This is a genomic window from Actinoplanes awajinensis subsp. mycoplanecinus (assembly GCF_001509495.1).
Taxonomy (GTDB): Bacteria; Actinomycetota; Actinomycetes; order Mycobacteriales; family Micromonosporaceae; genus Actinoplanes; species Actinoplanes palleronii.
On sequence record NZ_LLZH01000284.1, the window covers coordinates 12,606 to 32,133 of the forward strand.

At 71.9% G+C, this 19,528-nt stretch carries 27 protein-coding genes and 1 riboswitch; of the genes, 10 read left to right on the plus strand and 17 right to left on the minus strand.

From position 1 onward, the window contains the following. Nucleotides 1–163 precede the first annotated feature (163 nt). Complete coding sequence (locus ADL15_RS30390; RefSeq protein WP_157441695.1) at nucleotides 164–496, minus strand: hypothetical protein; 333 nt, start codon at nucleotides 494–496, stop codon at nucleotides 164–166. A 116-nt stretch (nucleotides 497–612) separates the two neighbouring features. Next, nucleotides 613–684: riboswitch (cobalamin riboswitch) on the plus strand. Nucleotides 685–741: 57 nt separating this feature from the next. On the opposite strand from ADL15_RS30390, the gene ADL15_RS30395 reads away from it, so the two are divergent. From ADL15_RS30395 to ADL15_RS30405, 3 genes are all read left to right on the plus strand, one after another. Further along, complete coding sequence (locus tag ADL15_RS30395) at nucleotides 742–945, plus strand: CbtB domain-containing protein (protein WP_067698343.1); 204 nt, start codon at nucleotides 742–744, stop codon at nucleotides 943–945. After that, the gene (locus ADL15_RS30400) at nucleotides 936–1,709 is read left to right on the plus strand and encodes a CbtA family protein (RefSeq protein WP_198171078.1); all 774 of its coding nucleotides are present in this window, start codon (nucleotides 936–938) and stop codon (nucleotides 1,707–1,709) included. The genes ADL15_RS30395 and ADL15_RS30400 overlap by 10 nt, the downstream gene beginning before the upstream one ends. Nucleotides 1,710–1,785: 76 nt before the next feature. Then, nucleotides 1,786–2,256 carry a MaoC family dehydratase gene (locus tag ADL15_RS30405; RefSeq protein ID WP_067698345.1) on the plus strand — a complete coding sequence of 157 codons (471 nt, stop codon included), beginning with the start codon at nucleotides 1,786–1,788 and terminating at the stop codon, nucleotides 2,254–2,256. A gap of 191 nt (nucleotides 2,257–2,447) precedes the next feature. Here the strand turns inward: ADL15_RS30405 and ADL15_RS30410 are convergent, their stop codons facing one another. Genes ADL15_RS30410 through ADL15_RS30420 form a run of 3 tightly spaced genes read right to left on the minus strand, consistent with a single transcriptional unit; the run spans nucleotide 2,448 to nucleotide 5,115 of the window. Next, a complete protein-coding gene (locus ADL15_RS30410) occupies nucleotides 2,448–3,611 on the minus strand; it encodes an RNA polymerase sigma factor (protein ID WP_198171082.1) in 1,164 nt (387 codons plus the stop codon). Nucleotides 3,612–3,646: 35 nt separating this feature from the next. Further along, nucleotides 3,647–4,018, minus strand: a complete 372-nt coding sequence (locus tag ADL15_RS30415; protein ID WP_067698349.1) for a YciI family protein — start codon at nucleotides 4,016–4,018, stop codon at nucleotides 3,647–3,649. An 11-nt stretch (nucleotides 4,019–4,029) separates the two neighbouring features. Next, the gene (locus tag ADL15_RS30420) at nucleotides 4,030–5,115 is read right to left on the minus strand and encodes an ArsR/SmtB family transcription factor (protein WP_083971935.1); all 1,086 of its coding nucleotides are present in this window, start codon (nucleotides 5,113–5,115) and stop codon (nucleotides 4,030–4,032) included. A gap of 62 nt (nucleotides 5,116–5,177) precedes the next feature. On the opposite strand from ADL15_RS30420, the gene ADL15_RS30425 reads away from it, so the two are divergent. Next, nucleotides 5,178–6,455, plus strand: a complete 1,278-nt coding sequence (locus tag ADL15_RS30425; protein ID WP_067698351.1) for an MFS transporter — start codon at nucleotides 5,178–5,180, stop codon at nucleotides 6,453–6,455. Nucleotides 6,456–6,546: 91 nt separating this feature from the next. Continuing rightward, complete coding sequence (locus ADL15_RS30430) at nucleotides 6,547–7,338, plus strand: hypothetical protein (RefSeq protein ID WP_067698353.1); 792 nt, start codon at nucleotides 6,547–6,549, stop codon at nucleotides 7,336–7,338. A 15-nt stretch (nucleotides 7,339–7,353) separates the two neighbouring features. Here ADL15_RS30430 and ADL15_RS30435 read toward each other — a convergent pair whose 3' ends face one another. The 4 genes from ADL15_RS30435 to ADL15_RS30450 form a co-directional block, all read right to left on the minus strand. Then, a complete protein-coding gene (locus ADL15_RS30435; RefSeq protein WP_067698355.1) occupies nucleotides 7,354–8,343 on the minus strand; it encodes a BtrH N-terminal domain-containing protein in 990 nt (329 codons plus the stop codon). Next, nucleotides 8,340–9,248: a MerR family transcriptional regulator gene (locus ADL15_RS30440; protein ID WP_067698357.1), complete on the minus strand. Its 909-nt coding sequence runs from the start codon at nucleotides 9,246–9,248 to the stop codon at nucleotides 8,340–8,342. The genes ADL15_RS30435 and ADL15_RS30440 overlap by 4 nt, the downstream gene beginning before the upstream one ends. 411 nt (nucleotides 9,249–9,659) lie before the next feature. Beyond that, a complete protein-coding gene (locus tag ADL15_RS30445) occupies nucleotides 9,660–10,121 on the minus strand; it encodes an HIT family protein (RefSeq protein ID WP_067698360.1) in 462 nt (153 codons plus the stop codon). Then, nucleotides 10,118–11,140, minus strand: a complete 1,023-nt coding sequence (locus ADL15_RS30450) for a phosphotransferase (protein ID WP_232344514.1) — start codon at nucleotides 11,138–11,140, stop codon at nucleotides 10,118–10,120. The genes ADL15_RS30445 and ADL15_RS30450 overlap by 4 nt, the downstream gene beginning before the upstream one ends. Before the next feature lie 24 nt (nucleotides 11,141–11,164). Here ADL15_RS30450 and ADL15_RS30455 point away from each other — a divergent pair, with 24 nt between their 5' ends. The 3 genes from ADL15_RS30455 to ADL15_RS30465 all read left to right on the plus strand — a co-directional run bounded on the left by ADL15_RS30455 (nucleotide 11,165) and on the right by ADL15_RS30465 (nucleotide 13,760). Beyond that, nucleotides 11,165–12,169, plus strand: coding sequence for a DUF4037 domain-containing protein (locus ADL15_RS30455; RefSeq protein ID WP_067698364.1), 1,005 nt, complete (start codon nucleotides 11,165–11,167; stop codon nucleotides 12,167–12,169). A gap of 119 nt (nucleotides 12,170–12,288) precedes the next feature. Beyond that, nucleotides 12,289–12,792 carry a SigE family RNA polymerase sigma factor gene (locus tag ADL15_RS30460; RefSeq protein ID WP_067698366.1) on the plus strand — a complete coding sequence of 168 codons (504 nt, stop codon included), beginning with the start codon at nucleotides 12,289–12,291 and terminating at the stop codon, nucleotides 12,790–12,792. Continuing rightward, entirely contained in the window at nucleotides 12,789–13,760 is a 972-nt protein-coding gene (locus ADL15_RS30465; protein WP_067698368.1) for a hypothetical protein, read from the plus strand. The genes ADL15_RS30460 and ADL15_RS30465 overlap by 4 nt, the downstream gene beginning before the upstream one ends. A gap of 66 nt (nucleotides 13,761–13,826) precedes the next feature. Here the strand turns inward: ADL15_RS30465 and ADL15_RS30470 are convergent, their stop codons facing one another. Beyond that, nucleotides 13,827–14,078 (minus strand): YciI family protein, encoded by a 252-nt coding sequence (locus tag ADL15_RS30470; RefSeq protein WP_067698369.1) that lies wholly within the window; start codon nucleotides 14,076–14,078, stop codon nucleotides 13,827–13,829. 51 nt (nucleotides 14,079–14,129) lie between these two features. Here ADL15_RS30470 and ADL15_RS30475 point away from each other — a divergent pair, with 51 nt between their 5' ends. Next, on the plus strand, nucleotides 14,130–14,921 hold the full coding sequence (locus tag ADL15_RS30475; protein WP_067698370.1) for a hypothetical protein: 792 nt from the start codon (nucleotides 14,130–14,132) through the stop codon (nucleotides 14,919–14,921). Nucleotides 14,922–14,997: 76 nt separating this feature from the next. On the opposite strand, the gene ADL15_RS30480 is transcribed toward ADL15_RS30475, so the two are convergent. The 6 genes from ADL15_RS30480 to ADL15_RS30505 all read right to left on the minus strand — a co-directional run bounded on the left by ADL15_RS30480 (nucleotide 14,998) and on the right by ADL15_RS30505 (nucleotide 16,934). Continuing rightward, on the minus strand, nucleotides 14,998–15,429 hold the full coding sequence (locus tag ADL15_RS30480) for a hypothetical protein (protein ID WP_067698372.1): 432 nt from the start codon (nucleotides 15,427–15,429) through the stop codon (nucleotides 14,998–15,000). After that, on the minus strand, nucleotides 15,426–15,608 hold the full coding sequence (locus ADL15_RS30485) for a hypothetical protein (RefSeq protein WP_067698374.1): 183 nt from the start codon (nucleotides 15,606–15,608) through the stop codon (nucleotides 15,426–15,428). Before ADL15_RS30485 ends, ADL15_RS30480 begins: the two co-directional genes overlap by 4 nt. A 102-nt stretch (nucleotides 15,609–15,710) precedes the next feature. Next, nucleotides 15,711–15,860, minus strand: coding sequence for a hypothetical protein (locus tag ADL15_RS30490; RefSeq protein ID WP_157441696.1), 150 nt, complete (start codon nucleotides 15,858–15,860; stop codon nucleotides 15,711–15,713). A gap of 43 nt (nucleotides 15,861–15,903) precedes the next feature. Beyond that, a complete protein-coding gene (locus tag ADL15_RS30495; protein WP_067698378.1) occupies nucleotides 15,904–16,317 on the minus strand; it encodes a hypothetical protein in 414 nt (137 codons plus the stop codon). After that, a complete protein-coding gene (locus ADL15_RS30500; RefSeq protein ID WP_157441697.1) occupies nucleotides 16,314–16,499 on the minus strand; it encodes a hypothetical protein in 186 nt (61 codons plus the stop codon). Before ADL15_RS30500 ends, ADL15_RS30495 begins: the two co-directional genes overlap by 4 nt. Before the next feature lie 78 nt (nucleotides 16,500–16,577). Further along, entirely contained in the window at nucleotides 16,578–16,934 is a 357-nt protein-coding gene (locus ADL15_RS30505; protein ID WP_067698382.1) for a nitroreductase family deazaflavin-dependent oxidoreductase, read from the minus strand. 143 nt (nucleotides 16,935–17,077) lie between these two features. Between ADL15_RS30505 and ADL15_RS30510 the strand changes: the two genes are divergently transcribed. Further along, entirely contained in the window at nucleotides 17,078–17,647 is a 570-nt protein-coding gene (locus ADL15_RS30510) for a DM13 domain-containing protein (RefSeq protein ID WP_067698383.1), read from the plus strand. 2 nt (nucleotides 17,648–17,649) lie between these two features. Here ADL15_RS30510 and ADL15_RS30515 read toward each other — a convergent pair whose 3' ends face one another. Together ADL15_RS30515 and ADL15_RS30520 are read right to left on the minus strand one after the other, a co-directional pair. Continuing rightward, entirely contained in the window at nucleotides 17,650–18,318 is a 669-nt protein-coding gene (locus ADL15_RS30515; RefSeq protein WP_157441698.1) for a hypothetical protein, read from the minus strand. A gap of 133 nt (nucleotides 18,319–18,451) precedes the next feature. Further along, the gene (locus ADL15_RS30520; RefSeq protein WP_198171079.1) at nucleotides 18,452–19,468 is read right to left on the minus strand and encodes a LacI family DNA-binding transcriptional regulator; all 1,017 of its coding nucleotides are present in this window, start codon (nucleotides 19,466–19,468) and stop codon (nucleotides 18,452–18,454) included. Nucleotides 19,469–19,528 lie beyond the last annotated feature (60 nt).

Genomic DNA, 19,528 nt, shown 5'->3' on the forward strand with positions numbered 1-19,528 from the left:
AGCGCCCTGAGAACCAGCCGGGGTCGTGAGGCGCGCTGCTGCCGGTGCCGGGCGCAGACATCGCGGGCCCGCGCCGACCCGGGCGGGCCGCCTCGGACCAGCTGCCAGGACCGGCTGCTGGGGTGACCGCGACCGGTCATGGACGTGACCAGCGAGATGTTGATCACCTGGGCGCGGCCGGGACCGGCCGCCCAGCGGATCCCGGCGGCCCCCGGCCCACCCCGGCCGCGTCCCCCGGGTCACCGTCGGACACCCGGACCGGCACGATCGGCGCGCCCGGCGCCACCGCCGACGCCGCGGTGCCGTGACCCGCGCACCGCGGGCCACCCGCCAGCAGATCCCGGCCCGCCGCGATCCGGCCGGTGAGCTGCGGCAGCGCCGCGTCCACACCCGAGTCGACCACCCCCGCCCCGGTCACCGGGGCCGTCCACCGCTCCACCGGGTACGGGTTCACCGGCACCACCACCGCGCACCCCAGCATCCACACCCGCCACATCGTCCACACCCCCGGCCACCAGCGACACCCGTGAATGTCATCGGCGCCGCGCCATCCCGGTTGTGCCCCCAGCACAGCGGCGGTTAGGTTGTGGGGGCCATCTGCGGCGTCGTGAGGGAAACCGGTGAAAGTCCGGTGCGGTCGCGCCACTGTGAACTGCCCCCGCAGGGGACAGTGAGTCAGGACGCTCACGCGACCGCAGCCTGTTGATCGGGACGCGTCATCCCGTAGGAGTTGATTCCGCCATGCCCAAGGCTGATTCCGTCAAGCCGCTCGCCATCCCCGCGATCTCCACGCGCCTGCTGCTCACCGCCGCCGGTGTCGTCATCCTGCTGCTCGCCCTCGCCTACCTGGTCGCCTTCGACCAGGGCGCCCTCTCACGCAGCGGCATGTACATGCACGAGCTCATGCACGACGGCCGTCACCTGCTGGGCGTCCCGTGTCACTGAGCGCCGACCGGAAACCGACGTTCGGCCGGATCCTGATCGCCGGCATCCTGGCCGGGCTCATCGCCGGGCTGCTCGCCGGCACGTTCGCGTTCTTCGCCGGTGAACCCCGCGTCGACACGGCCATCGCGATCGAGGAACAGAACGCGCTCGCCCACGGCGAGTCCGGCGGCGAAGAACTCGTCAGCCGCGACACCCAGAAGCACGTCGGCCTGCCCCTGGCCACCGGCCTGTACGGGATGGCCGTCGGCGGCTTCCTCGCCGTCGCCTACACCCTGCTGCGCCGCCGCCTGCGCACCGGCAGCGACACCCGCGCCGCCCTCGGCCTCGCCGGCGCCGGCCTGCTCGGCATCGTCATCGTGCCGTTCCTGAAATACCCGCCGAACCCACCCGCGGTCGGCGATCCCGCCACCATCAACCAGCGGACCCTCAGCTACCTCGCCGTGCTCGCGCTCGGCCTGGTCGCGGTCTGGGCCGGCGTCGTCGCCGCCCGCACCCAGACCCACGAGTGGCGCCGCGCCACCGCCGGCCTGGCCGGCTTCCTGGTCGTGGTCACCGTCGCCTACCTGCTGCTGCCCACCATCGACGAGGTGCCCGCCACCTTCCCGGCCGTGCTGCTGTGGAAGTTCCGGCTCGCCTCGCTCGGCACCCAGGTCGTGCTCTGGAGCGTCCTCGGTCTCGCGTTCGCCGGGCTGCTCAACCGGCTCGCGACCCGCAGCGCCAACCCGGCGGCTGCCCCGGCCGCCGTGGCGACCGCCGACGCCTGACCCGCACCACGAGAAACGCCGCGCGAGACGATCGCGCGGCGTTTTTTCTGCCCAGATCTTGTTCTAGGGTGACCCGATGGCGCGGTTCAGCGGACTCGACGACCTGCTCGGCCACGTCGAGCTCGGCACCAGCGCCTGGCACCTGGTCGACCAGCCGCGGATCACCGCGTTCGCCGAGGTGACCGGCGACCACCAGTGGATCCACGTCGACCCGGAACGCGCCCGCACCGACGGCCCGTTCGGCACCACGATTGCGCACGGCGCGCTGACCCTGTCGCTGTGCATGACGTTCCTGACCGAGGTCGTGCAGGTCGACACCGTGACGTTCGTGGTCAACGGCGGCTTCGACCGGGTCCGCTTCCACACCCCGGTGCGCTGCGGGTCGCGGCTGCGTGGCAAGGTCCGGCTGCTCGAGTCCCGGCGGCTGACCGGCGGCGCCCGGCTGATCCTGCGCACCACCGCCGAGATCGAGGGCGAGAAACGCCCGGCGTGCGTGGCCGATCAGATCCTGGCCCTCTACGAGCCCACCGCCCCGACCGAGGCGTAACCCAGGGTCCGGGCTGGCTCTCAGGGGCGTGTCAGCACTGTCGAGGCACCCCGGAGAACCAGCCGCCGGGTCCGGAACCGGCGGGCGGCCCGCAATCAAAAACCTGTGGCGGTCGGCGAAGCCGTCCTTTTGGTGGTTGGTGCGGCTTGCCGCACTGCGCGTAGGTCATCCTAGGAAGATAGGAAACGACCTCACGGTCGCAGGCGGGCCGCGCGGGACTCCAGGTAGCGGCGCTCGGCCAGGCTCGCGGTGGCTTTCGCGGCACGACGGTAATTTTCGTACGCCGCAGCCGGCTCCCCCGCCTTCTCCAGCAGATGCGCCCGCACCGACGCCAGCCGGTGATGCCCGCGCACCCGCTCGTCGGCGTCCAACCCGGCCAGCAACGCCAGCCCCTCCCCCGGCCCGGCCACCTCGGCCAGCGCGATCGCCCGGTTCAACGTCACCATCGGGTTCGGCGCGATCCGCTCCAGGATCAGATACAGCGCGTACACCTGCCGCCAGTCGGTCTCCCCCGCCGTCGCCGCGTCCGCGTGGGTGGCCGCGATCGCCGCCTGCAACTGGTACGGCCCCAGCACCGGCGCGCCCAGCGACTCCCGGGCCAGCGCCAGCCCCTCCTCGATCAGCTCCCGGTCCCACACCGACCGGTCCTGCTCGTCCAGCGGCACCAGGTCACCGCCCGGCGTGGTCCGCGCCGCCCGCCGCGCATGGGTGAGCAGCATCAACGCCAGCAGCCCGGCCACCTCACCGTCCTGCGGCAGCTGCGCACGCACGAGGCGGGCCAACCGGATCGCCTCCCACGCCAGCTCGACCCGGTGCAACGACGAGCCCGACGACGCCGTGTACCCCTCGTTGAAGATCAGATAGAGCACGTGCAGGACCACCCGCAGCCGCTCCTCGAACGCCACGCCGTCCGGCAACCGGAACGCGCTGCCGGCCGCCCGGATCCGCTGCTTCGCCCGGGAGATCCGCGCCGCCATCGTCGCCTCCGGCACCAGGAACGCCCGGGCGATCTCCGCGGTGGTCAGCCCGCCGACCGCCCGCAACGTCAGCGCGGTCTGCGACGCCGCGGTCAGCGCCGGATGACAGCACAGGAACAGCAGCACCAGGGTGTCGTCGGTGTCCGGCACGTCCGGCGCCGGCTCGGCGACCGTCTCGCGCTCGCGCCGGGCGTGCTCACTGCGCACGTGATCGATCAGCCGCCGCGACGCGACGGTCATCAGCCAGCCACGCGGATTGTCCGGCACACCGTCGGCCGGCCACTGCACCGAGGCCGCGAGCCCGGCCTCCTGCACCGCGTCCTCACACCCCTCGAACTGCCCGTGCCGGCGCACCAGCGCGCCGAGGACCTGCGGCATCAGCCCGCGCAGCAGGTCCTCGACAGCCGGGCCGCTCACGCCTCGAGAACCCCGTCGGCGAACATCACCTGCCGCACCTCCACCCCGAGCCCCTCGATCGCCGCGTCCGGGATCTGCGCCGCCAGCTCGATCGCCCGCGCCCGATCCGCGCAGTCGACGAGGTAGAACCCGCCCAGGTACTCCTTCGCCTCCAGGAACGGCCCGTCGGACACCACCGGCTGCCCGTTGCGCACCGACACCACCACCGCCTGCGACGGATCCACCAGCGCCTGCGTGGTGATCAGCTCACCGGACTCCTTCAGCCCCTCGATGAACCGGCCGTGCCCGTCACCGATCGCCGCCATCTCCGCCTCGGTCAGCGACTCCAGCACGGCCGGGTTGATGTGCATGCTGATCAGGAACTTCATCGTCGTACCCCTCAGATCCTTGTCGGCCCGGACGGGGCCGCTCGCCTGGTGGTCGGAGTGGCCGCGCCCACCTTGACATCCTCGCCCGGAATTTCTCGACCGGCGTTTCCGGTCAGGGCCGCGCCCAGCGGCGTCAGCTCGTAGCGGACCGCGCGGCCCAGCCGGGTGCGGGTGACCAGGCCGGCGTCGCGCAGCACCGCCAGATGGCTGCCGACCGTGCCCAGGCTCAGGCTCAGCTGCGCGACCAGCTGCGACGTCGTCGCCGGCACCGCCAGGGCCCGCAACACGTCCGCGCGACGCTCACCGACCAGCCGGCTCAGGGCCACGTCACCCGGGGCGCGCGCCGCCGGACCGAACAGGTCCGCGACACCCCGGGCCGGATAAACGAGAGCGTACGGCCACGGCGGCTCCACGTAGTTGATCAACGTGCCGAACACCGTCGGCATCAGCAGCAGACCCTGGCCCGCCGGGCGCAGCCGCTCCCACTCGGTCCGTGACCCGGTGCGCACCTCGATCGTCCCGGCCTCACCGTCGGCACGCCACCGCACCCGCCGATCGAGATCGGACAACGCGGCCGCCCAGCCGTCCCGTGCCAACTGCCCGGAACGGTGTGCCAGGTCCCGCTCCAGCACCGCCCGCAACCGCGGCCAGTCCGGCTCCACCAGCACCCGCCAGCTCGCTTCCAGGGCGTCGGCGAGCCGGGCCACCACGTCCGGGGCGTCCAGGATCCGCTGCACCGGCCGGGCCGGCGGCCGCATTCCCGCCAGGTTGCGGGCCAGCTCCAGCCGGGCCCGGGGCAGCGCCGTGGCCCGCACCACGGCCAGCTCTGCGGTGATGTCGGCACCGGGGCCCGACGGCGGCGGATGGATGAAGTCGGCGTTGTAGGCGCCCCGGCGGAACAACGCCGTCAACGCCCCGACGGCGGGAACCTGGGCGCGCAGCTGCTCGTACCGCGGGGCGACCCGCTCCGCCCACGGCCGCAACGCGCCGGCCGGCTGCACACCGGCGGCCACCCGCAACGCCTGCACCGCCTCGCCCAGCGGCGAGATCGCAAAACGGGTCCGCGCCACGTCCACCGGCCCCACCTCGATGGCCAGCATGTTTAGCCTCCACGCGAAAGCTTAGCCACCCACGTGCGGCGGCCGGGACGCTGACCGCCATGACCACCACGTACCGCGACGTGTTCGCCGTGGGCCAGTTCCGCGTGCTGTTCGCCGGCTACACCCTGTTCCTGATCGGCGAGACCGTCCGGATGCTCGCGCTGAGCGTGACCGTTTATGCCGCCACCGGGTCACCGTTGCTGTCGGCTCTGGCGTACGCCGCCGGTTTTCTTCCGTACGCCCTCGGCGGCGCGCTGCTGCTGTCCTTCGCCGACCGGTGGCCCCCACGCCCGGTGCTGGTCGGCTACGACCTGCTGCGCGCCGCGGTCAGCGCCGTGCTCGCCGCCGGGATCCTGCCCGTCCCGGCCATGCTGGCCCTCGTCGTCGTCACCGGGCTGCCCAGCGCCGTGACCGCCGCGGCCCGGACCGCCCTGCTGCCCGACCTGCTCGCCGGGGACGGCTACGTGCTCGGCCGGGCCGTGTTCGCGATGACCGCCGGCGGCACCCAGGTGCTCGGCTTCGCCACCGGCGGTGTGCTGATCACCGCGGTCGGAGCGCGGGGCGCACTCGCGATCACCGCCGCGACGTGCCTGACCTCAGCGGCGCTGCTGAGACGGCACCTGGCCGACCACCCACGCCGCCGCACGAGCAGCACCGTCAACAGCGCCGCCGTCAGCACCGGGTCGGTCTCTGGTTCTGGCGCTGGGACTGGCGTCAGGTCTGACGTCGGCGTCGGCGTCGGCGAGACCTGGCGGGTGAACCGGTCGCTGCTGGGCCGGCCCGCGGTCCGTTCGCTGCTGCTGGCGCACTGGCTGGCACCGGCGCTGGCGGTCGGCGCCGAGGGCGTGCTGATTCCCTACGCCGCGCGCACCGGCGCTCCGGACGCCGCCGGACTGCTCTTCGCCGCCGTCGCGGCCGGGATGTTCGGCGGCCACCTGATCGTCGGCCGGCTGGCCCTCCCCGCCGCCCGGGAACGGCTGGCCGGGCCGCTCGCCCTCGCCCTCGGGATGCCGCTGCTGGCGTTCGCGCTGCAGCCGGCACCGGGATACGCCGCCGTCCTGCTGGCGGTCTCCGGCGCCGGCGTCGCCTACCAGCTCGGGCTGGCCGGCCGGTTCCTCGACGCGGTACCCGCAGACCAGCGCGGCCAGGCGTTCGGGCTGCTACTGACCGGCACGATGACGCTGCAGGGCCTGGCCGCCGCGGCGGGCGGCGCACTGGGCGAGGTCGCCGCGCCGGGCCTGGTCATCGCGGCGGCCGGCGCGGCCTCGGCCACCGCGGCCCTGCTCTCCTGGCGAACCCTGACACCCCGGCGATCCGCGCCGTCCTGGCCATGTTGATCCGGGCGGCCCGGCCGCGGAGTTAGGGTGCGATGTGACGTCGGAATTCCGCATTGAGCCAGCCCACGCGGGGGTCCGGCGATACTGGCTGGTGACCGGCGAACGCCACGGCGGCCGCTTCGAGGTCCCGGACACCCACCTCGACGTGAGCTTCGCCCACGCCCGGATGATCGACGTGGACTTCACCGGGGTGTGGTTCATCAGCTTCGTCGGGCACGACTCGGTGTTCGAACGGTGCGACTTCACCCGCACCCACTTCGATCACGTGCTGCTCGGCGCCACCGGCTACGGCGGCCGGCGCTGGGACGGACGCAGCTGGCCGGAGACGGTGTTCCGGGAGTGCGACTTCACCCGCACCCGGATGCCACCGGACACCTATTTCGGCAACGCCCGCTTCGAACGCTGCGTCTACGACTGCGGCAGCCTGCGCGACCAGACCGCGACCGAACACGCCCAGTTCATCGACTGCACGTTCCGCGGCACGGTCAACGACGTCTGCTTCTGGGGCACACCGACCCGCGGCAGCCACGTCATCGGCCGCGACCGCAACGCGTTCACCGGCAACGACTTCACCGCCGCCGAACTCGTCGACGTGGAGTTCCGCAACATCGACCTGCGCGCCCAACGATTCCCGGAGCCACCCGGCTACGCCCTGCTCGACCACGCCGACCAGCGGGTCGCGGCCGCGCTCGCCGCCCTGGCCGGCTGGCCCGACGACGCGGTCAAGGCCGACGCCGAGCAGTACCTGCGCAACCGGGCCGAGGACGCCCTCGAATACACCGAGGGCTACCTGCTCGCCTCACCGCACGAGATCGGCCAGCGCCTGCCCGCCGAGGCCCGCGAACAGATCTACCGCATGCTCGTCGACTACCAGCACCAGTGACCCGGTCCGTGCGCGCTACGCACCTCCGATCGTGGCGAGGGACTGCATGGCGGTGCGCTCCCGGATGGCCACGTCGGCCAGCAACGCCGATGCGTCGGCCAGCGGACCGGGGCTGCCGGTCCGGCCGGCGGCCTCGATGTGGGCCGCGACCTCGGTCCACCTCGGGACGATCTCGGCGTACTGCTGGTGGCCGGCACGCAGGGCGTCGTCGTCGACGATGGTCAGCGCCTCGGCGAGGAAATCCCGGTACATCGCCCGGAACAGCGCGCCGCCGGTGCCACCACGCTCCATCAGCATCGCGGCCAGCGGAAGGTCCCGGGCCGGGTCCGCGGACCGGCTGAGCCACGACGGCACCAGAGCGGCGGCCTTGGCGATGCCGCGGTGACCGAGGTTCGCGATCGGCGGGTTCAGGAACGTCAGCGCGGTGGCCCGGATCGCCCCGCGCACCGCGGCACCCAGGTCGGGACGGGCCGCCGGAGCGGTGAGCCGGAACGACAGGTGCCGGGCGGTCATCGGGCCCCGCTCGGCACGGGCCAGCTCCAGGCTGGTCAGCGTGGTGGCGACCGCACCACCCTGCTGCGCCGTGTCGATCAGGTAGGCGTGGGTGTCGTCGTAGCCGTACAGCGCGACGACGTGGCCGCCGAAATGGGTCTTCGTGGTGAAGTAGTCCAGGTGGTAGCAGTCCAGCTGCAGACCGACCGGCTGCCCGGCGTCGAGAGCGGCGACGACGGTGCGCCAGGCCCTGCCGGGCGAACTGGTCTCCTCGACCCGCAGCCCGAGTCCGAGCCGGTCAGCAAGCGTCCGAGTGATCATGGCTGGTTTGCTGCGGCCACCGAGGAACGGGAAGTCCATGTTCTTGGCATCCCAGTAGACGAACCCCAGCCCCTCACCCAGCCCGAACAACATCGGCTCGGACAGCACCAGCCCCGCGTGGCCCAGCAGCGCGCCGAGCGTGGTCGTCTCACAGTGCAGGCCCCCGGGAAAGGCCACCCCGTCAAGCTTCATGCGGCACCACCGCCGGCCAACCCCGTCGGCACCGGAACGCGCACAGCATCCTCGGCCGGTCCGGAACCAGAGGACTCCTGCCGAACCGGCCAGGCAACCTCGGTGCGCAGCGCGGATGCAGGCACATCCAGGCCCGGTGGCACCCGGTAGTGCTCCTCGGCCGGCCCGGCCAGAACCCTGCCGTGCTGAGCCAGCCAGCGGCCCAGCGACCGATAGGCCACACCGACCTCGTCATACCCACCCTCGTGCACGGTCGCGGCCAGCAGACACCCCGGCAACGTCCCCGGCGCGATCCCCGCCGTCGGCCGAGGCACCCGATCCACCGGAACGAACACCTCGACGTCGAGCTCCGACACGCCCGGCTCGACGATCGCGTCGCTGCTGAGATATCGGGTGCCGGGCGGACCGGTCGGGCGGATCCCCTGCCCGGCGAGGGCGGCGAACAGCTGCGGATAACCGCGCCCCAGCGCCTCCGCAAGGCCGCTCAGTGATGTGCGCACCACCAGCCGGGCCACCGGCTGGGGATCACGCCATCGTTCATAGACCCGCAGCCAAGCAGGCACCCGCTCCGGCTCGGCGAGCACCGTGCTCAACTGCCTGGCGATCTGATCCAGGCGTGCGGCCCGCGCGGACACCCGCTCCCGGTGCCGCTCGATGGCGGCACTCGCCTGGCGCGGGTCGTCGGTCGCCAGGATCTCGGCGATCTCCGGCAAGGGAACCTCCAGATCTCGTAGTCGCTGGATCAGCCCCGCCCGCGGGAACTGGTCGACGCTGTACCACCGGTACCCGGTGTCGGCGTCGACCCGCACCGGGACGAGCAGACCCAGCCGGTCGTAGTTGCGCAGCACCCGGACGGACAACCGGCTCGCCCGCGCGAACAACCCGATCGACATCAGCTCCGTCATCAGTACCTCCCACAGCCTCAACCCTCCCCTTGGGGCAAGGTCAAGCCCGATCATCCCCTGAACACCAAAGGCCCGGCGTGGTCGGCGAAGCCGTCCTTTGTGTTCGGGTGCGGCTTGCCGCACTACCCCTAAGGCTTCCTAGGACAATAGGATGAATCCATCCAGACAGCGAGCGCCGGCTGCCGCTCAGGGGTGTCTCCCGACCGACGAGGCACCCCTGAGCACCAGCCGGGGTCGCGCGCCGCGGCACGGTCCGGGTGAGAGCGGGCCCGGCGCGAGGCGGGAAGCGCGGCTGGGCCGTGAGTGGGAGCGGTGTCGCGCGGCCTCACGGGCGGGACGCGGCTCGTAGCCTACGGACGGGACGCGGTATTCGTACCGAATGAGGACGGTCTTGAGAAGAAGCGGTCTGGCCTAGGAAGACAGGAAGTGGCGGATCGCCGCGCGCAGGGGGTCGTGCTGGGGGCCCAGCGGCGTCTGCGCCCACTTCTCCTTCGGGTAGCGGGCCACCGGGCCGACCACCAGCTCCGGCGGTTCCCACTCGTAGCGCGGCCAGATGTGCGCGTGCAGGAACGGGTCGAAATTGCCGAGGATCTCCAGGTTGATCCGGCGGAACGCCGGGTCCAGCGACGCGCAGGCGCGCTCCACCGCCTCCCCCAGACGTTCCATGCTGTCCAGGAACGTCAGACGGGCCGGCCGCGGCAGATCCGTCAGCCGTTCGATGGCCGGGTCGTCGGTGAGCAGCAGGCAGTACCCGGGCAGGAACTGCGCATCGCCGATCACCGCGAAACCGCCCGGCAGCGTGGCCAGCAGCGTCGGGTTCTCGCCGCGGGCGCAGGAGCCGATCCGATCGGTACGCCAATCGTCCGCGCTCATCGCAGCGCCTCCCCCGCCCAGCGGCCGACCACCTCGAGGACCGGGGCCCGCCCGGCGAACCGTTCCGGCCAGCCGCGCGCGTCGTAGGCGGCGGCGTGCGCGTCCTGCGTCAACGAGTCGATCATGCGGGGTGCCAGCCAGAAGTACTTCGCCGCGCCGGTGACCATGATGGCGCGTTGGACCACGGCCGGATCGACATCGGACATGCCCCGGACGTAGCCGTCGATGACCGCCTCGAGGACGCCGTCCATCAGCGACAGGTCGATCAGGCCGTCGAAGAACGTGTCCAGGGCCAGGTTCGCGGCGTCCTCGCCGATCGCGCCCGGCCCGGTGAACGCCCAGTCCAGCAGCACCGGGCCGGACTCGGCGAGCACCACGTTCATCGGCCACACGTCGTGGTGACAGAGCGTGCGCGGCAGCGCGTCAGCGGCCGCCAGCAGGTCGTGCCGACTCTCCCACACGTCGCGGAGCCGGGCGCGCAGCTCCGGCTCCCACGCGGCGACCACGACCGGGTGATCCCAGTCGACCTCGTCCGGCACCGGCTGGGCCAGGGTGTAGTCGCGCAGGAAGTCCCGGGCCAGCCACTCCGTCGCCGGTGGCCGGCCGACCCAGCCGTTCTGCCCGGCGCCGAGCCGGTAGGCGATGTCACCGACGTCCTCGGGCCGCCACGTACTCATCGGGGCGCCGGGCACGTCGGCCAGCCACATCGCCACCGAACCGTCCGGGCGCTCCTCGATCTCGTACAGTTCCGGAACGGACAGTCCGCCGGCCGCGAACGCGGTCCGGGCCAACCCTTCGGCGTACGCCAGCGGCTCACGCCTCCAGTAGTTGAAGTGCCCCGGATCCTCGCTGGCCGCCAGATGTGCCGCTGCCCCGTCCCGCCGGCGCATGACCACTTTCAGCACCGCGGTCCCGCCGTCGCGCGGCACCCGCCACACCCCGCCGGTGACCTCGTTGGCCGTGCTGTAGACGAGTTGTTCCGCGGCGGCGCTCACGACGTAAATGCCTCGTTGATCCACATAGCCGCATGCTAAACCGGCATCGTGCCCGAATTCCGTCCCGGTGTGGAACTGTCCCGCCTCTTCTACCGTGAAGCGGTCCGCCCGTTGCTCGGCGACCGCCCGCATCTCGCCGCCCGGATCGGACCGGGCAGTGACGTGCTCGGCTTCGACACGCCGCGCTCCACCGACCACGACTGGGGCCCGCGCGTCGACCTGTTCCTCGAGGACCCCGGTGACCTGGCCGAAGAACTGCGGCACACCCTGCCGAAGCGGTTCCGGGGCTGGTCCACGCACTTCGCGCCGCCCGGCGCGCGGGTCCGATCGATGGCCGACACCGACGGGCCGGTCGACCACTACGTCGCGGTCACCGGCCTCTCCGCGTGGCTGCGGAGCCGGATCGGGGCGGGCGAGGACTGGCTGGCCCTGCCGTGGCAGCGGCTCGCCGAGATCACCGGCGGGGCGGTCTTCCACGATCCGGACGGCGAACTGGCCGCGATTCGGAAACGACTGTCCTGGTATCCGGACGAGGTGTGGCGCTACGTGCTCGGCTGCCAGTGGGCGCGGATCGGGCAGGAGGAGGCGTTCGTCGGCCGCACCGCGGAGCTCGGCGACGACCTGGGCTCCCGGATGGTGACCGCCCGCCTGGCCCGGAACCTCACCCGCCTGCTGTTGCTGCAGCAGCGGCGCTGGCCGCCGTACCAGAAATGGCTCTCCGCCGCGATCAGCGGCGACCCGGCGGCGGCCCACCTCGCCGAGGCGCTGTCCACCGGCGACAGCGAGCGCAGGCAGGCGGCGCTGTGCACGGTCTACGAGGAGGCCGCCCGCCGGCAGAACGCCCTCGGCCTGTGCCCGCCGCTCGACGCGGTGCGCCGGCCGTACTTCGACCGCGGCTACCCGGTGATCGGCGCCGACCGGTTCGCCGCGGCGCTGCTCGACGGGCGGACCGCGATCGGCACCATCGACCAGCACTGCGACAGCAACGACGTGCTGGACAATCCGGAAATCTGCGCGGCGGTAAGCAGATCCGCGCACTCACCGCGTCCTTAGGACAGGTTTCGGAACCCGGCCGCGTGCGAAGCGCCCGCAGACGGGGGCGGGCGCTCCGCGGCCCCGGCCGGGTTCCGAACAACCTACGGGTGACGGCATCCAGACGACCGGGGGAACGAGTGCACACCGGATTCGAAGAGTACGTGCGAGCGCGAGGGGACACGCTGCGACGGTTCGCCTACCTGCTCTGCGGCGACCGCCATCTCGGCGAGGATCTGGTCCAGGAGGTCCTGGTCAAGGCGTACCGGAGATGGTCACGCATCGAGGCCGACCAACCCGACGCCTACCTGCGCACCGCGCTGGTGCGCTCGCACGTCTCGTGGCTGCGCCGGCTGTCCAACGCCGAACGACCGGCAACGGTCAGCCACGACCGGCCGGCGGCCGGCGACTTCACCGACCGGCAGGCCGACCGCGACGACCTCTGGAGCCGGCTCACCGGGCTGACCCGGGCCCAGCGGGCGGTGCTGGTGCTGCGCTACTACGAGGACCTCGACGACCGGCAGATCGGGGAGATCCTGCGCTGCGCACCGAGCACCGTCCGGGTGCACGCGGCCCGCGGCCTGGCGCGGCTGCGCCACGAACTGAACCCTGTTCATTCCACGATCTCCGGAGCCACCTCATGAGTGTCGAAGAGGACCTGCGCACGACCCTGCGCGACCGGGCCGACCAGGCCGCTCCGCTGCCCGACCTGTGGGCCGGAGTCACCGCCGGAGTCCGCCGTGATCAGCGCAAACGCCGCACTCTGGCCGCCGTCGCGGCGGCCGCCGTGGTGGCCGCGGGAATCACGGTCCCGACGCTGCTGCACGACCGCGGCACCGACCGCCTGCCGGCCGCGCCGCCCACGGCGAGCCCGGCGACGTTCCCGGCGCCGGTCTTCCCGCTGCGCCCGACCTGGCTGCCGGCCGGCGTGCCGACCGCGTTCGCCAGCACCTGGACGATCACCCAGATGGGCCCGAACGTCCGGATGGAATACACCGAGGGCACCACCGTGCTCGGCATCGAGATCGGCCCGCTGCAGGCCGATTGGGAGACCGAGGCGACCGATATCCATCAGGCCGACGTTCTCAGCCGGCCCGCTGAGGTCCATGTCGCTCCGGGGTACGACGGTTCCGGCGCCGGCGAGCGCTTCGTCGGCGTGCGCTGGAAGATGCCCGCCACCCGCTGGGTGTCCGTGCTGAGCTGGGGCAAGCTGACCGAGGCCGACGTGCTGCGGGTGGCCCGGAACCTGGCCGGCGACCGGATCGTCTCCGGCTACCCGGCGCCGTTCAGCTTCCCGTTCAGCCCGCCGGGGCTCGTGCTGCAGCACCAGTCGGACGGCATGATGTGCCTCGCGCCGGTCACCGTCCAGCAGCGGCAGCCGGCCGGGCTCTGCGCTTCCCTGTCCGTGGGCGAGCCTTTCGATCCCGGCAGCGCCTCGGAGAGCTGGTCCGTGGACGGACGGCGGGTCGCGTACGAGCCGGACAGCGCCTCGCTGGTGATCGAGTGGGGCGGCGACACCCAGATCAGCGTGAACTGGAATCCCGATGAGATCCCGTTGAGCCACGACCAGGTGGTCACGCTCGCCGCCGGCCTCCGCCCGATCCACCGCTGAACGACAGGCGTGCGGCGATGACGGCGCCGCAGGTGCTCGGCGCGCCGCCCGGCGTCGCGGACCCGGTCAGCTGAGGATCGGCAGCCACTCCCGGACGCTGCTGACCGTCACCCCGGGCGTGCTGAAATACGGGTCGGCGGCCAGCACCGCCTGCGGGTCCGGCGTGTCCAGCACGATGACAGCGCCACTGTCGTCGGCGAGTGGCCCGGCCATCCGGACCACGCCGTCGGCGTGCAGGGCGGTGAGCAGCGCCCGGTGCGCGGGCCGGGCGGTGATCCGGGCGGGCTCCGGGGTGAACGACAACTCGACGATCCACATGCGGGCACCATAGGACGTTCGCCGCGGGGCGGGCATCGGGATAATGCCCGGATGTCGCACGCCGATCTCACCCTCACCGGCTGGTCGGGCCTCTCCGACGAGGCCGCTCTCCGCACCGCCACCGCCATCGCCGGCAGCACTCAGGCGCGCCTGACCGGGATCGGCGCGCATGCGTACGCCGGCCGGTCCGGGCGGGTGGCTTTCTTCGAGAGGGACGATCTCCGGTACGCCCTCGTGCCGGGCGGCACGGTCGCGCTCGGCTTCGACCCGGACCGGTTCACGCCCAGCGCCCGGCAGGTGGCCGACTTCGCCGAGGCCGAGGTGGAGTCGGCGCTCACCGCGTTCCTCGCCGAGATGACCTCGCCGGCGCGCACGGTGACGTTGCCGGCCCGGCTGGTCGCGGTCAGTTCCGAGGTGACCGACACGCTGCTGCCCGACGGCGTCGACGACCACGCCGAGCTGATCGCGGCCCTCGGTCGCCGGGGCCTGCGACCACCGAGCCCGGACGAGTGGGAGCACGCCTGCGGGGCCGGGGCGACGACACTGTTCCGCTGGGGCAGCGATTATCCGGCCGGCGAGCCGTACGGAAAAGTGCCTTTGATCCAGGACCCGAATCTGCTCGGACTGCTGATCGGTGATGACCCCTATCGGTCCGAGTTCACCACCGACCCGGCGGTGCTGTGCGGAGGGGACGGCGGCTCGGCGCTGTGCGGCGGGTCCGGGCCGTTCCTGTCGTGGCTGTCGGTGGCCACCGCGTTCCGCGACCCGGACCTCGCGGAGGTGGTCCAGGAGGGCGGCCTCACCGGTGAGACTCCGATCCGCCCGGTCCTGGAGATCCCCTGAGGGCTCAGGCATGGTCCGGGTCATGGCCGCTGACCCCAAGCGGCCATGACCCGGCCGTCCTCTCACGACCGGATCGTCAGACCCCTGGATCCCAGTCGACGAGTTTGATCGCGACGTCGTGGCCGCCATAGGCCTCCGGGATCGCCGTCACGATCATGCCATTCATCCCGAGGGCCTCTCGGAGCACCTGCGCGACCATCGGCGGGCCGATCAACACTCGGTGCATCGGATGGTGTTCCAACCGTGGTCGGGCCAGATCACCGGCCTCGATCGCGGCTTGAAGGTCGAGCGGCAACTCGACGATGGTCCGGTGAGGGGACAGGACCTGATTCCAGATCGATGGAGTCGCCCGGAGAACCACTTGAGCCTCGAGAACAGCATTAGTCGGGACGGCCATCGTGAAATCCCCGAAGCCCGCACCCTCCATGATGCGCATCAGGACCGGATGCCCTTGAAAGAGTTCCACCAATGCGGACGCGTCGAGGATGAGTGGCGATTCCGCACTCATACCGCTCGGCTGTCTCGGCGAGCTTTCATCACCGCGACCTGCTCGTCAATGCTACCGAGCCACTTCTGGTAGGCGGCTTCCTGTTCCTCGGTGAACGGCTTCGGCGCGGGGAGACCGAGGATTTCGCAAAGCCTTTCGGAGATGCTCTGCGACTTTTCCGGTTGGATGTCGTCTGTCATGCGACGAGAGTAAGGCCGTTTTCGGCCCGATGGAAGAGCCTGGGACTAGTTGGCACACGACAAGTTGTCGATCACGTCCGCACAGCCGCTGAGCAGGCCGGACTAGCCGCCCCGCTCGCGGCGGGCCTTCATCGCCGCGAGCTGCTCGTCGATGTCGCGGAGCCGCTTCTGGTACGCGGCTTCCTGCTCCTCGGTGAACGGCTTCGGAGGAGGCAGCCCGAGGGCCGCGCACAGTTCTTCGGAAACACTCATCGACCGATCGGAACTGGTGTTTTCGTCTGCCGTTCGGGTCACCTCAATCAATGACGGTGAGCGGGACGTCGTGGCCGCCATAAGCCTCGGGGACCGTGGTGACTATCGCGCCTTCCATGACCAGCGCTTCACGCAGAACGTGCCCGACCATCGGCGGACCGATCAGCACCCGGTGCATCGGATGGTGCTCCAACCGTGGTCGGGCCAGATTTCCGGCCTCGATCGCGGCATGGATCCCGAGTGGCACCTCGATGACGCTGCGGCGAAACAGCATGTGTTCCCACATCGACACGGTTGCTTTGAGGACCGCCTGCGCCTCGAGGACAGCATTGGTCGGGACGGCCAGATTGAAATCGCCGGCCTCCCCGTCGGACAGCATGCGCATCATCTGCGGATGACCCTGGAAGAGCTCCACCAGCGCCGACGCGTCGAGGATGCGGGGGTGGCGCGAGATCATGCGGCACCCTGCCTGCGGCGAGCCCGCCATTCCTCGACCTGCCTGTCGCCGTCGTCGAGCCACTTCTGATAGGCGGCTTCCTCCTCCTCGGTGAACGGTTTCGGACGGGGCAGGCCGAGGAAGGCGCACAGCTCCTCAGCAACGCTCATCTGCTGGTCAGTTTCGATGAATTCGTCTGCCATGGCGCCGACCGTAGCGCCCGCCCGGACACGGAAGGAAGAGCGCACGACTAGTTGGCACACGACAGGGTGAAAACGGGCTCAGTCCAGCTCGATCTCGACCAGTGGGCTGCCCTCCAGCCACGACTCCAGGCTGCCGGCCCAGCTCAGGCCCGGCACGATCTCGCCGAACACCCGGGCGCGCTCCTGCGGATCGGTCACCGGGCGAGCGCGGGCGGCCAGGTCGCGGCCGGCCAGGTGCAGGGTGAACGCGGGATGGGCGAGCAGGTTCGCATACCAGTCGCGGCTGCCGGGGCTGCCGGTCAGCCAGTAGCGGCCGCCCGCCAGATACCGCCACGTCTCGATCCGCCGCGGCTGGCCACTGCGCCGGCCGATGGTGGTGATGTCCACGGTCTGCTGCTGGTCCAGGGCCTCGCGCACCTCGTCCGTCATGGTCATCCGGCCATCGTGCAACCTCAACCGGACTTCACCTCAAGCCGGCGACGCGGGGCCAGGGTCCCTGGCCGGCCCGAGGGTGGCCGTAAGCGGATCGTAAGCCGACCGGGCTGGTGGCCGCCGGCGACCGCCGGTTGACTCGAGTTGTGATTCGCCCTCTCCTCAGCAAGCCTGCCACCTGGATCGTCGTCGCGGTGCTCGGCGCCGGGGGCGCCGGCGCGCTCTACTGGTTCCAGCCCTGGCGACTGTTCACCGACACGGTCGCGACGGACGTCCTGTCGGTCGTACCGTCCGCGGCGCCGCAGCCATCCGGCGGTTCCGGCACCCGTCCCGCCGTTCCGGCCTCGCCGGCGGTGATCGCTCAAGGTTCCTTCGTGACACAGGAGCACGACACCAGCGGCAGTGCCCGGATGGTGCGCAACCCGGACGGCAGCCATCAGTTGGAGATCGCCGGACTGGACACCAGCGACGGTCCCGACCTGCGGGTGTGGCTGTCCGACCAGAAGGTACGCACCGGAACCGCCGGCTGGCGGGTCTTCGACGACGGCGAGTACGCCGAGCTGGGCAAGCTCAAGGGCAACCATGGTGATCAGGTGTTCCGCCTCGCCCCCGGAGTGGACCCGGCGGCATTTCAGAGCGTCAGTATCTGGTGCAAGCGGTTCGCCGTCTCGTTCGGCGCCGCTCCCTTGGAACCTCGGCCCGCCGGGGCGGCGTGAGGTCAGTGACCGGCCGGGCCCGCGGTGCTCGTCGCGGACGGCGGGTTCCGGCGCTCCGCTGTGGCCCACATCCACGAGGCGAACCCGGCAGCCATGGCGAGCATGGTCAGCACCCCTCGGGGCGAGAAGATGTGGCTGTCGAGGAAGGACCAACCGGCGGCGAGGAGGACCAGCGTGCCGGGCAGCACCCGGAGGCCGTACCCGCTGCTGAGCGTGATCGCCGCGGCCAGCGTGGCGACGAGGAACGCGGACACGCCGACGGTCCCGAGCCCGTTCGCCGTCCGGTAGAGCGCCAGCACCAGTCGTCGCAGCTCGGCCGGGTCGCCGTCCTGCCCGGCGACGGTGCCTGCGGCGATCCCGGCCACCGCGTCCAGACCGGTGTACCCGACGGCGTAGACCGCCACGCCGATCCACGCGAGCACCCGGGTCACCCGGGGCAGGCCGGCCCGGGGCTGCTCCCGTAACAGCACCAGGAACCCCAATCCGAGCAGCGGGAAAACCGGCAGGAGGGCGATGTGCAGCCACACCCATCGATGGGCCGTCGCGGCTGACAGCCCGCCTGGATGGACGAGCCCGGCGAGGGCCAGCAGCAGCGGACCCAGCAGGACGAGCACCAGCGTCCACGCCGGTCCCGAACGGATCCGGCGGCGGTCACGGTTCGAGTTGATCATGGTGTCCCCGGGTGGTCAGCAGGAGATTCGTGCCGCGAGGGCCGCGGCGGCTTCCCCTCGGTACGGAATCGTCCTCGGGCCGGCCGGGTTCCGGAGGCAGCCGTAAGGGATACGTAACGTCGGCGCGCGGACGTCACGCGGGCGCGGAGGAAGCGCGGACCACCAGCTGGCACGGGACCGCATGCACGCCGGGGGTGTGACCGCTTTCGATTGCCTGCAGCAGCAGCCGGCCGGCGCGGTGGCCGACCTCGCGCAGGTTCAGGTCGACGCTGGTCAGCGGAGGGCGGCACTCCTCGGCCACCGGGGCCCAGTTGTCCACGCCGACGATCGCCACGTCCTCGGGCACCCGGCGGCCGGCCTCGCGCAGGCCGTCGGCCACCCCGCGGGCGATCGTGTCGCTGCCGCAGAAGACCGCGTCGACGTCCGGGTGTTCGCGGGTCAGCGCGGCCGCGGCGAACCGGCCCCACACCTCGCTCCACCCGCCGTACCAGGGTTCGCCGACCAGGGACAGGCCCGCCGCGGCCAGGGACTCGTGCACGCCGGCGACCCGGGCGATCGCCGAGGCGTGACCGTGCGGCCCGGTCACGTGCGCGATCCGGCGGCGTCCGGTCCGTACCAGATGGTCGATCGCCATCACCGCGCCGCCGGCCTCGTCGGTGACCACCGAACAGTCCGCGTCGTCCGCGGAGCGGGCGAAGGCGTAGACGACCGGGACCGGCGCGCGCTGCAGGACCAGCGGCGGTCTCGCCTCGGCGCGCCGGCCGGCCACGATGATGCCGTCGACCCGGCGGCTGAGCAGGCTGCGGACGTAGTGCTGTTCGCGGATCGGGTCGTCGCGGGTGTCGCAGACGAACGCCAGGGTCTCGGCCCAGCCCAGCGCGTCCTCGGCGCCGTGCAGGATCGGCAGGCTGAACCGGCCGTGGTGGTCGGTCATGATCAGGCCGACGGTGAACGTGCGGCCGGTGAGCAGGCTCGTCGCCACCGAGCTCGGGATGAACCCGAGCTGCTCCGCGGCGGCCTGGACCCGGGCGCGGGTCTCGTCGCGCAGCTGTCCGCGATCGTTCAGCGCCTTGGACGCCGTCCCGATCGAGACGCCGGCGAGGCGGGCGACGTCGGCGATCCCGGCGCGGCGTGAGGTTTTCCCTGGCACGGCCACACGCTACCGGCGGAAACCCTTTTCCTCAATGCCTTCCATTGACCACTGTGCATA

Bases quoted from the DNA above. Each gene is read 5' to 3' on its own strand.
- ADL15_RS30470 (WP_067698369.1), bottom strand. From the start codon at position 14,078: ATGTGGATCGTCGAGTTGTCGTTCACCCCGGAGCCCGCCCGGATCACC.
- ADL15_RS30435 (WP_067698355.1), bottom strand. From the start codon at position 8,343: ATGAAGCTTGACGGGGTGGCCTTTCCCGGGGGCCTGCACTGTGAGACG.
- ADL15_RS30480 (WP_067698372.1), bottom strand. From the start codon at position 15,429: ATGAGTGCGGAATCGCCACTCATCCTCGACGCGTCCGCATTGGTGGAA.
- ADL15_RS30495 (WP_067698378.1), bottom strand. From the start codon at position 16,317: ATGATCTCGCGCCACCCCCGCATCCTCGACGCGTCGGCGCTGGTGGAG.
- ADL15_RS30445 (WP_067698360.1), bottom strand. From the start codon at position 10,121: ATGAGCGCGGACGATTGGCGTACCGATCGGATCGGCTCCTGCGCCCGC.
- ADL15_RS30505 (WP_067698382.1), bottom strand. From the start codon at position 16,934: ATGACCATGACGGACGAGGTGCGCGAGGCCCTGGACCAGCAGCAGACC.
- ADL15_RS30405 (WP_067698345.1), top strand. From the start codon at position 1,786: ATGGCGCGGTTCAGCGGACTCGACGACCTGCTCGGCCACGTCGAGCTC.
- ADL15_RS30515 (WP_157441698.1), bottom strand. From the start codon at position 18,318: ATGATCAACTCGAACCGTGACCGCCGCCGGATCCGTTCGGGACCGGCG.
- ADL15_RS30465 (WP_067698368.1), top strand. From the start codon at position 12,789: ATGAGTGTCGAAGAGGACCTGCGCACGACCCTGCGCGACCGGGCCGAC.
- ADL15_RS30500 (WP_157441697.1), bottom strand. From the start codon at position 16,499: ATGGCAGACGAATTCATCGAAACTGACCAGCAGATGAGCGTTGCTGAG.
- ADL15_RS30475 (WP_067698370.1), top strand. From the start codon at position 14,130: ATGTCGCACGCCGATCTCACCCTCACCGGCTGGTCGGGCCTCTCCGAC.
- ADL15_RS30410 (WP_198171082.1), bottom strand. From the start codon at position 3,611: ATGCCGCAGGTCCTCGGCGCGCTGGTGCGCCGGCACGGGCAGTTCGAG.
- ADL15_RS30485 (WP_067698374.1), bottom strand. From the start codon at position 15,608: ATGACAGACGACATCCAACCGGAAAAGTCGCAGAGCATCTCCGAAAGG.
- ADL15_RS30415 (WP_067698349.1), bottom strand. From the start codon at position 4,018: ATGAAGTTCCTGATCAGCATGCACATCAACCCGGCCGTGCTGGAGTCG.
- ADL15_RS30490 (WP_157441696.1), bottom strand. From the start codon at position 15,860: ATGAGTGTTTCCGAAGAACTGTGCGCGGCCCTCGGGCTGCCTCCTCCG.
- ADL15_RS30395 (WP_067698343.1), top strand. From the start codon at position 742: ATGCCCAAGGCTGATTCCGTCAAGCCGCTCGCCATCCCCGCGATCTCC.
- ADL15_RS30440 (WP_067698357.1), bottom strand. From the start codon at position 9,248: ATGACGGAGCTGATGTCGATCGGGTTGTTCGCGCGGGCGAGCCGGTTG.
- ADL15_RS30425 (WP_067698351.1), top strand. From the start codon at position 5,178: ATGACCACCACGTACCGCGACGTGTTCGCCGTGGGCCAGTTCCGCGTG.
- ADL15_RS30390 (WP_157441695.1), bottom strand. From the start codon at position 496: ATGTGGCGGGTGTGGATGCTGGGGTGCGCGGTGGTGGTGCCGGTGAAC.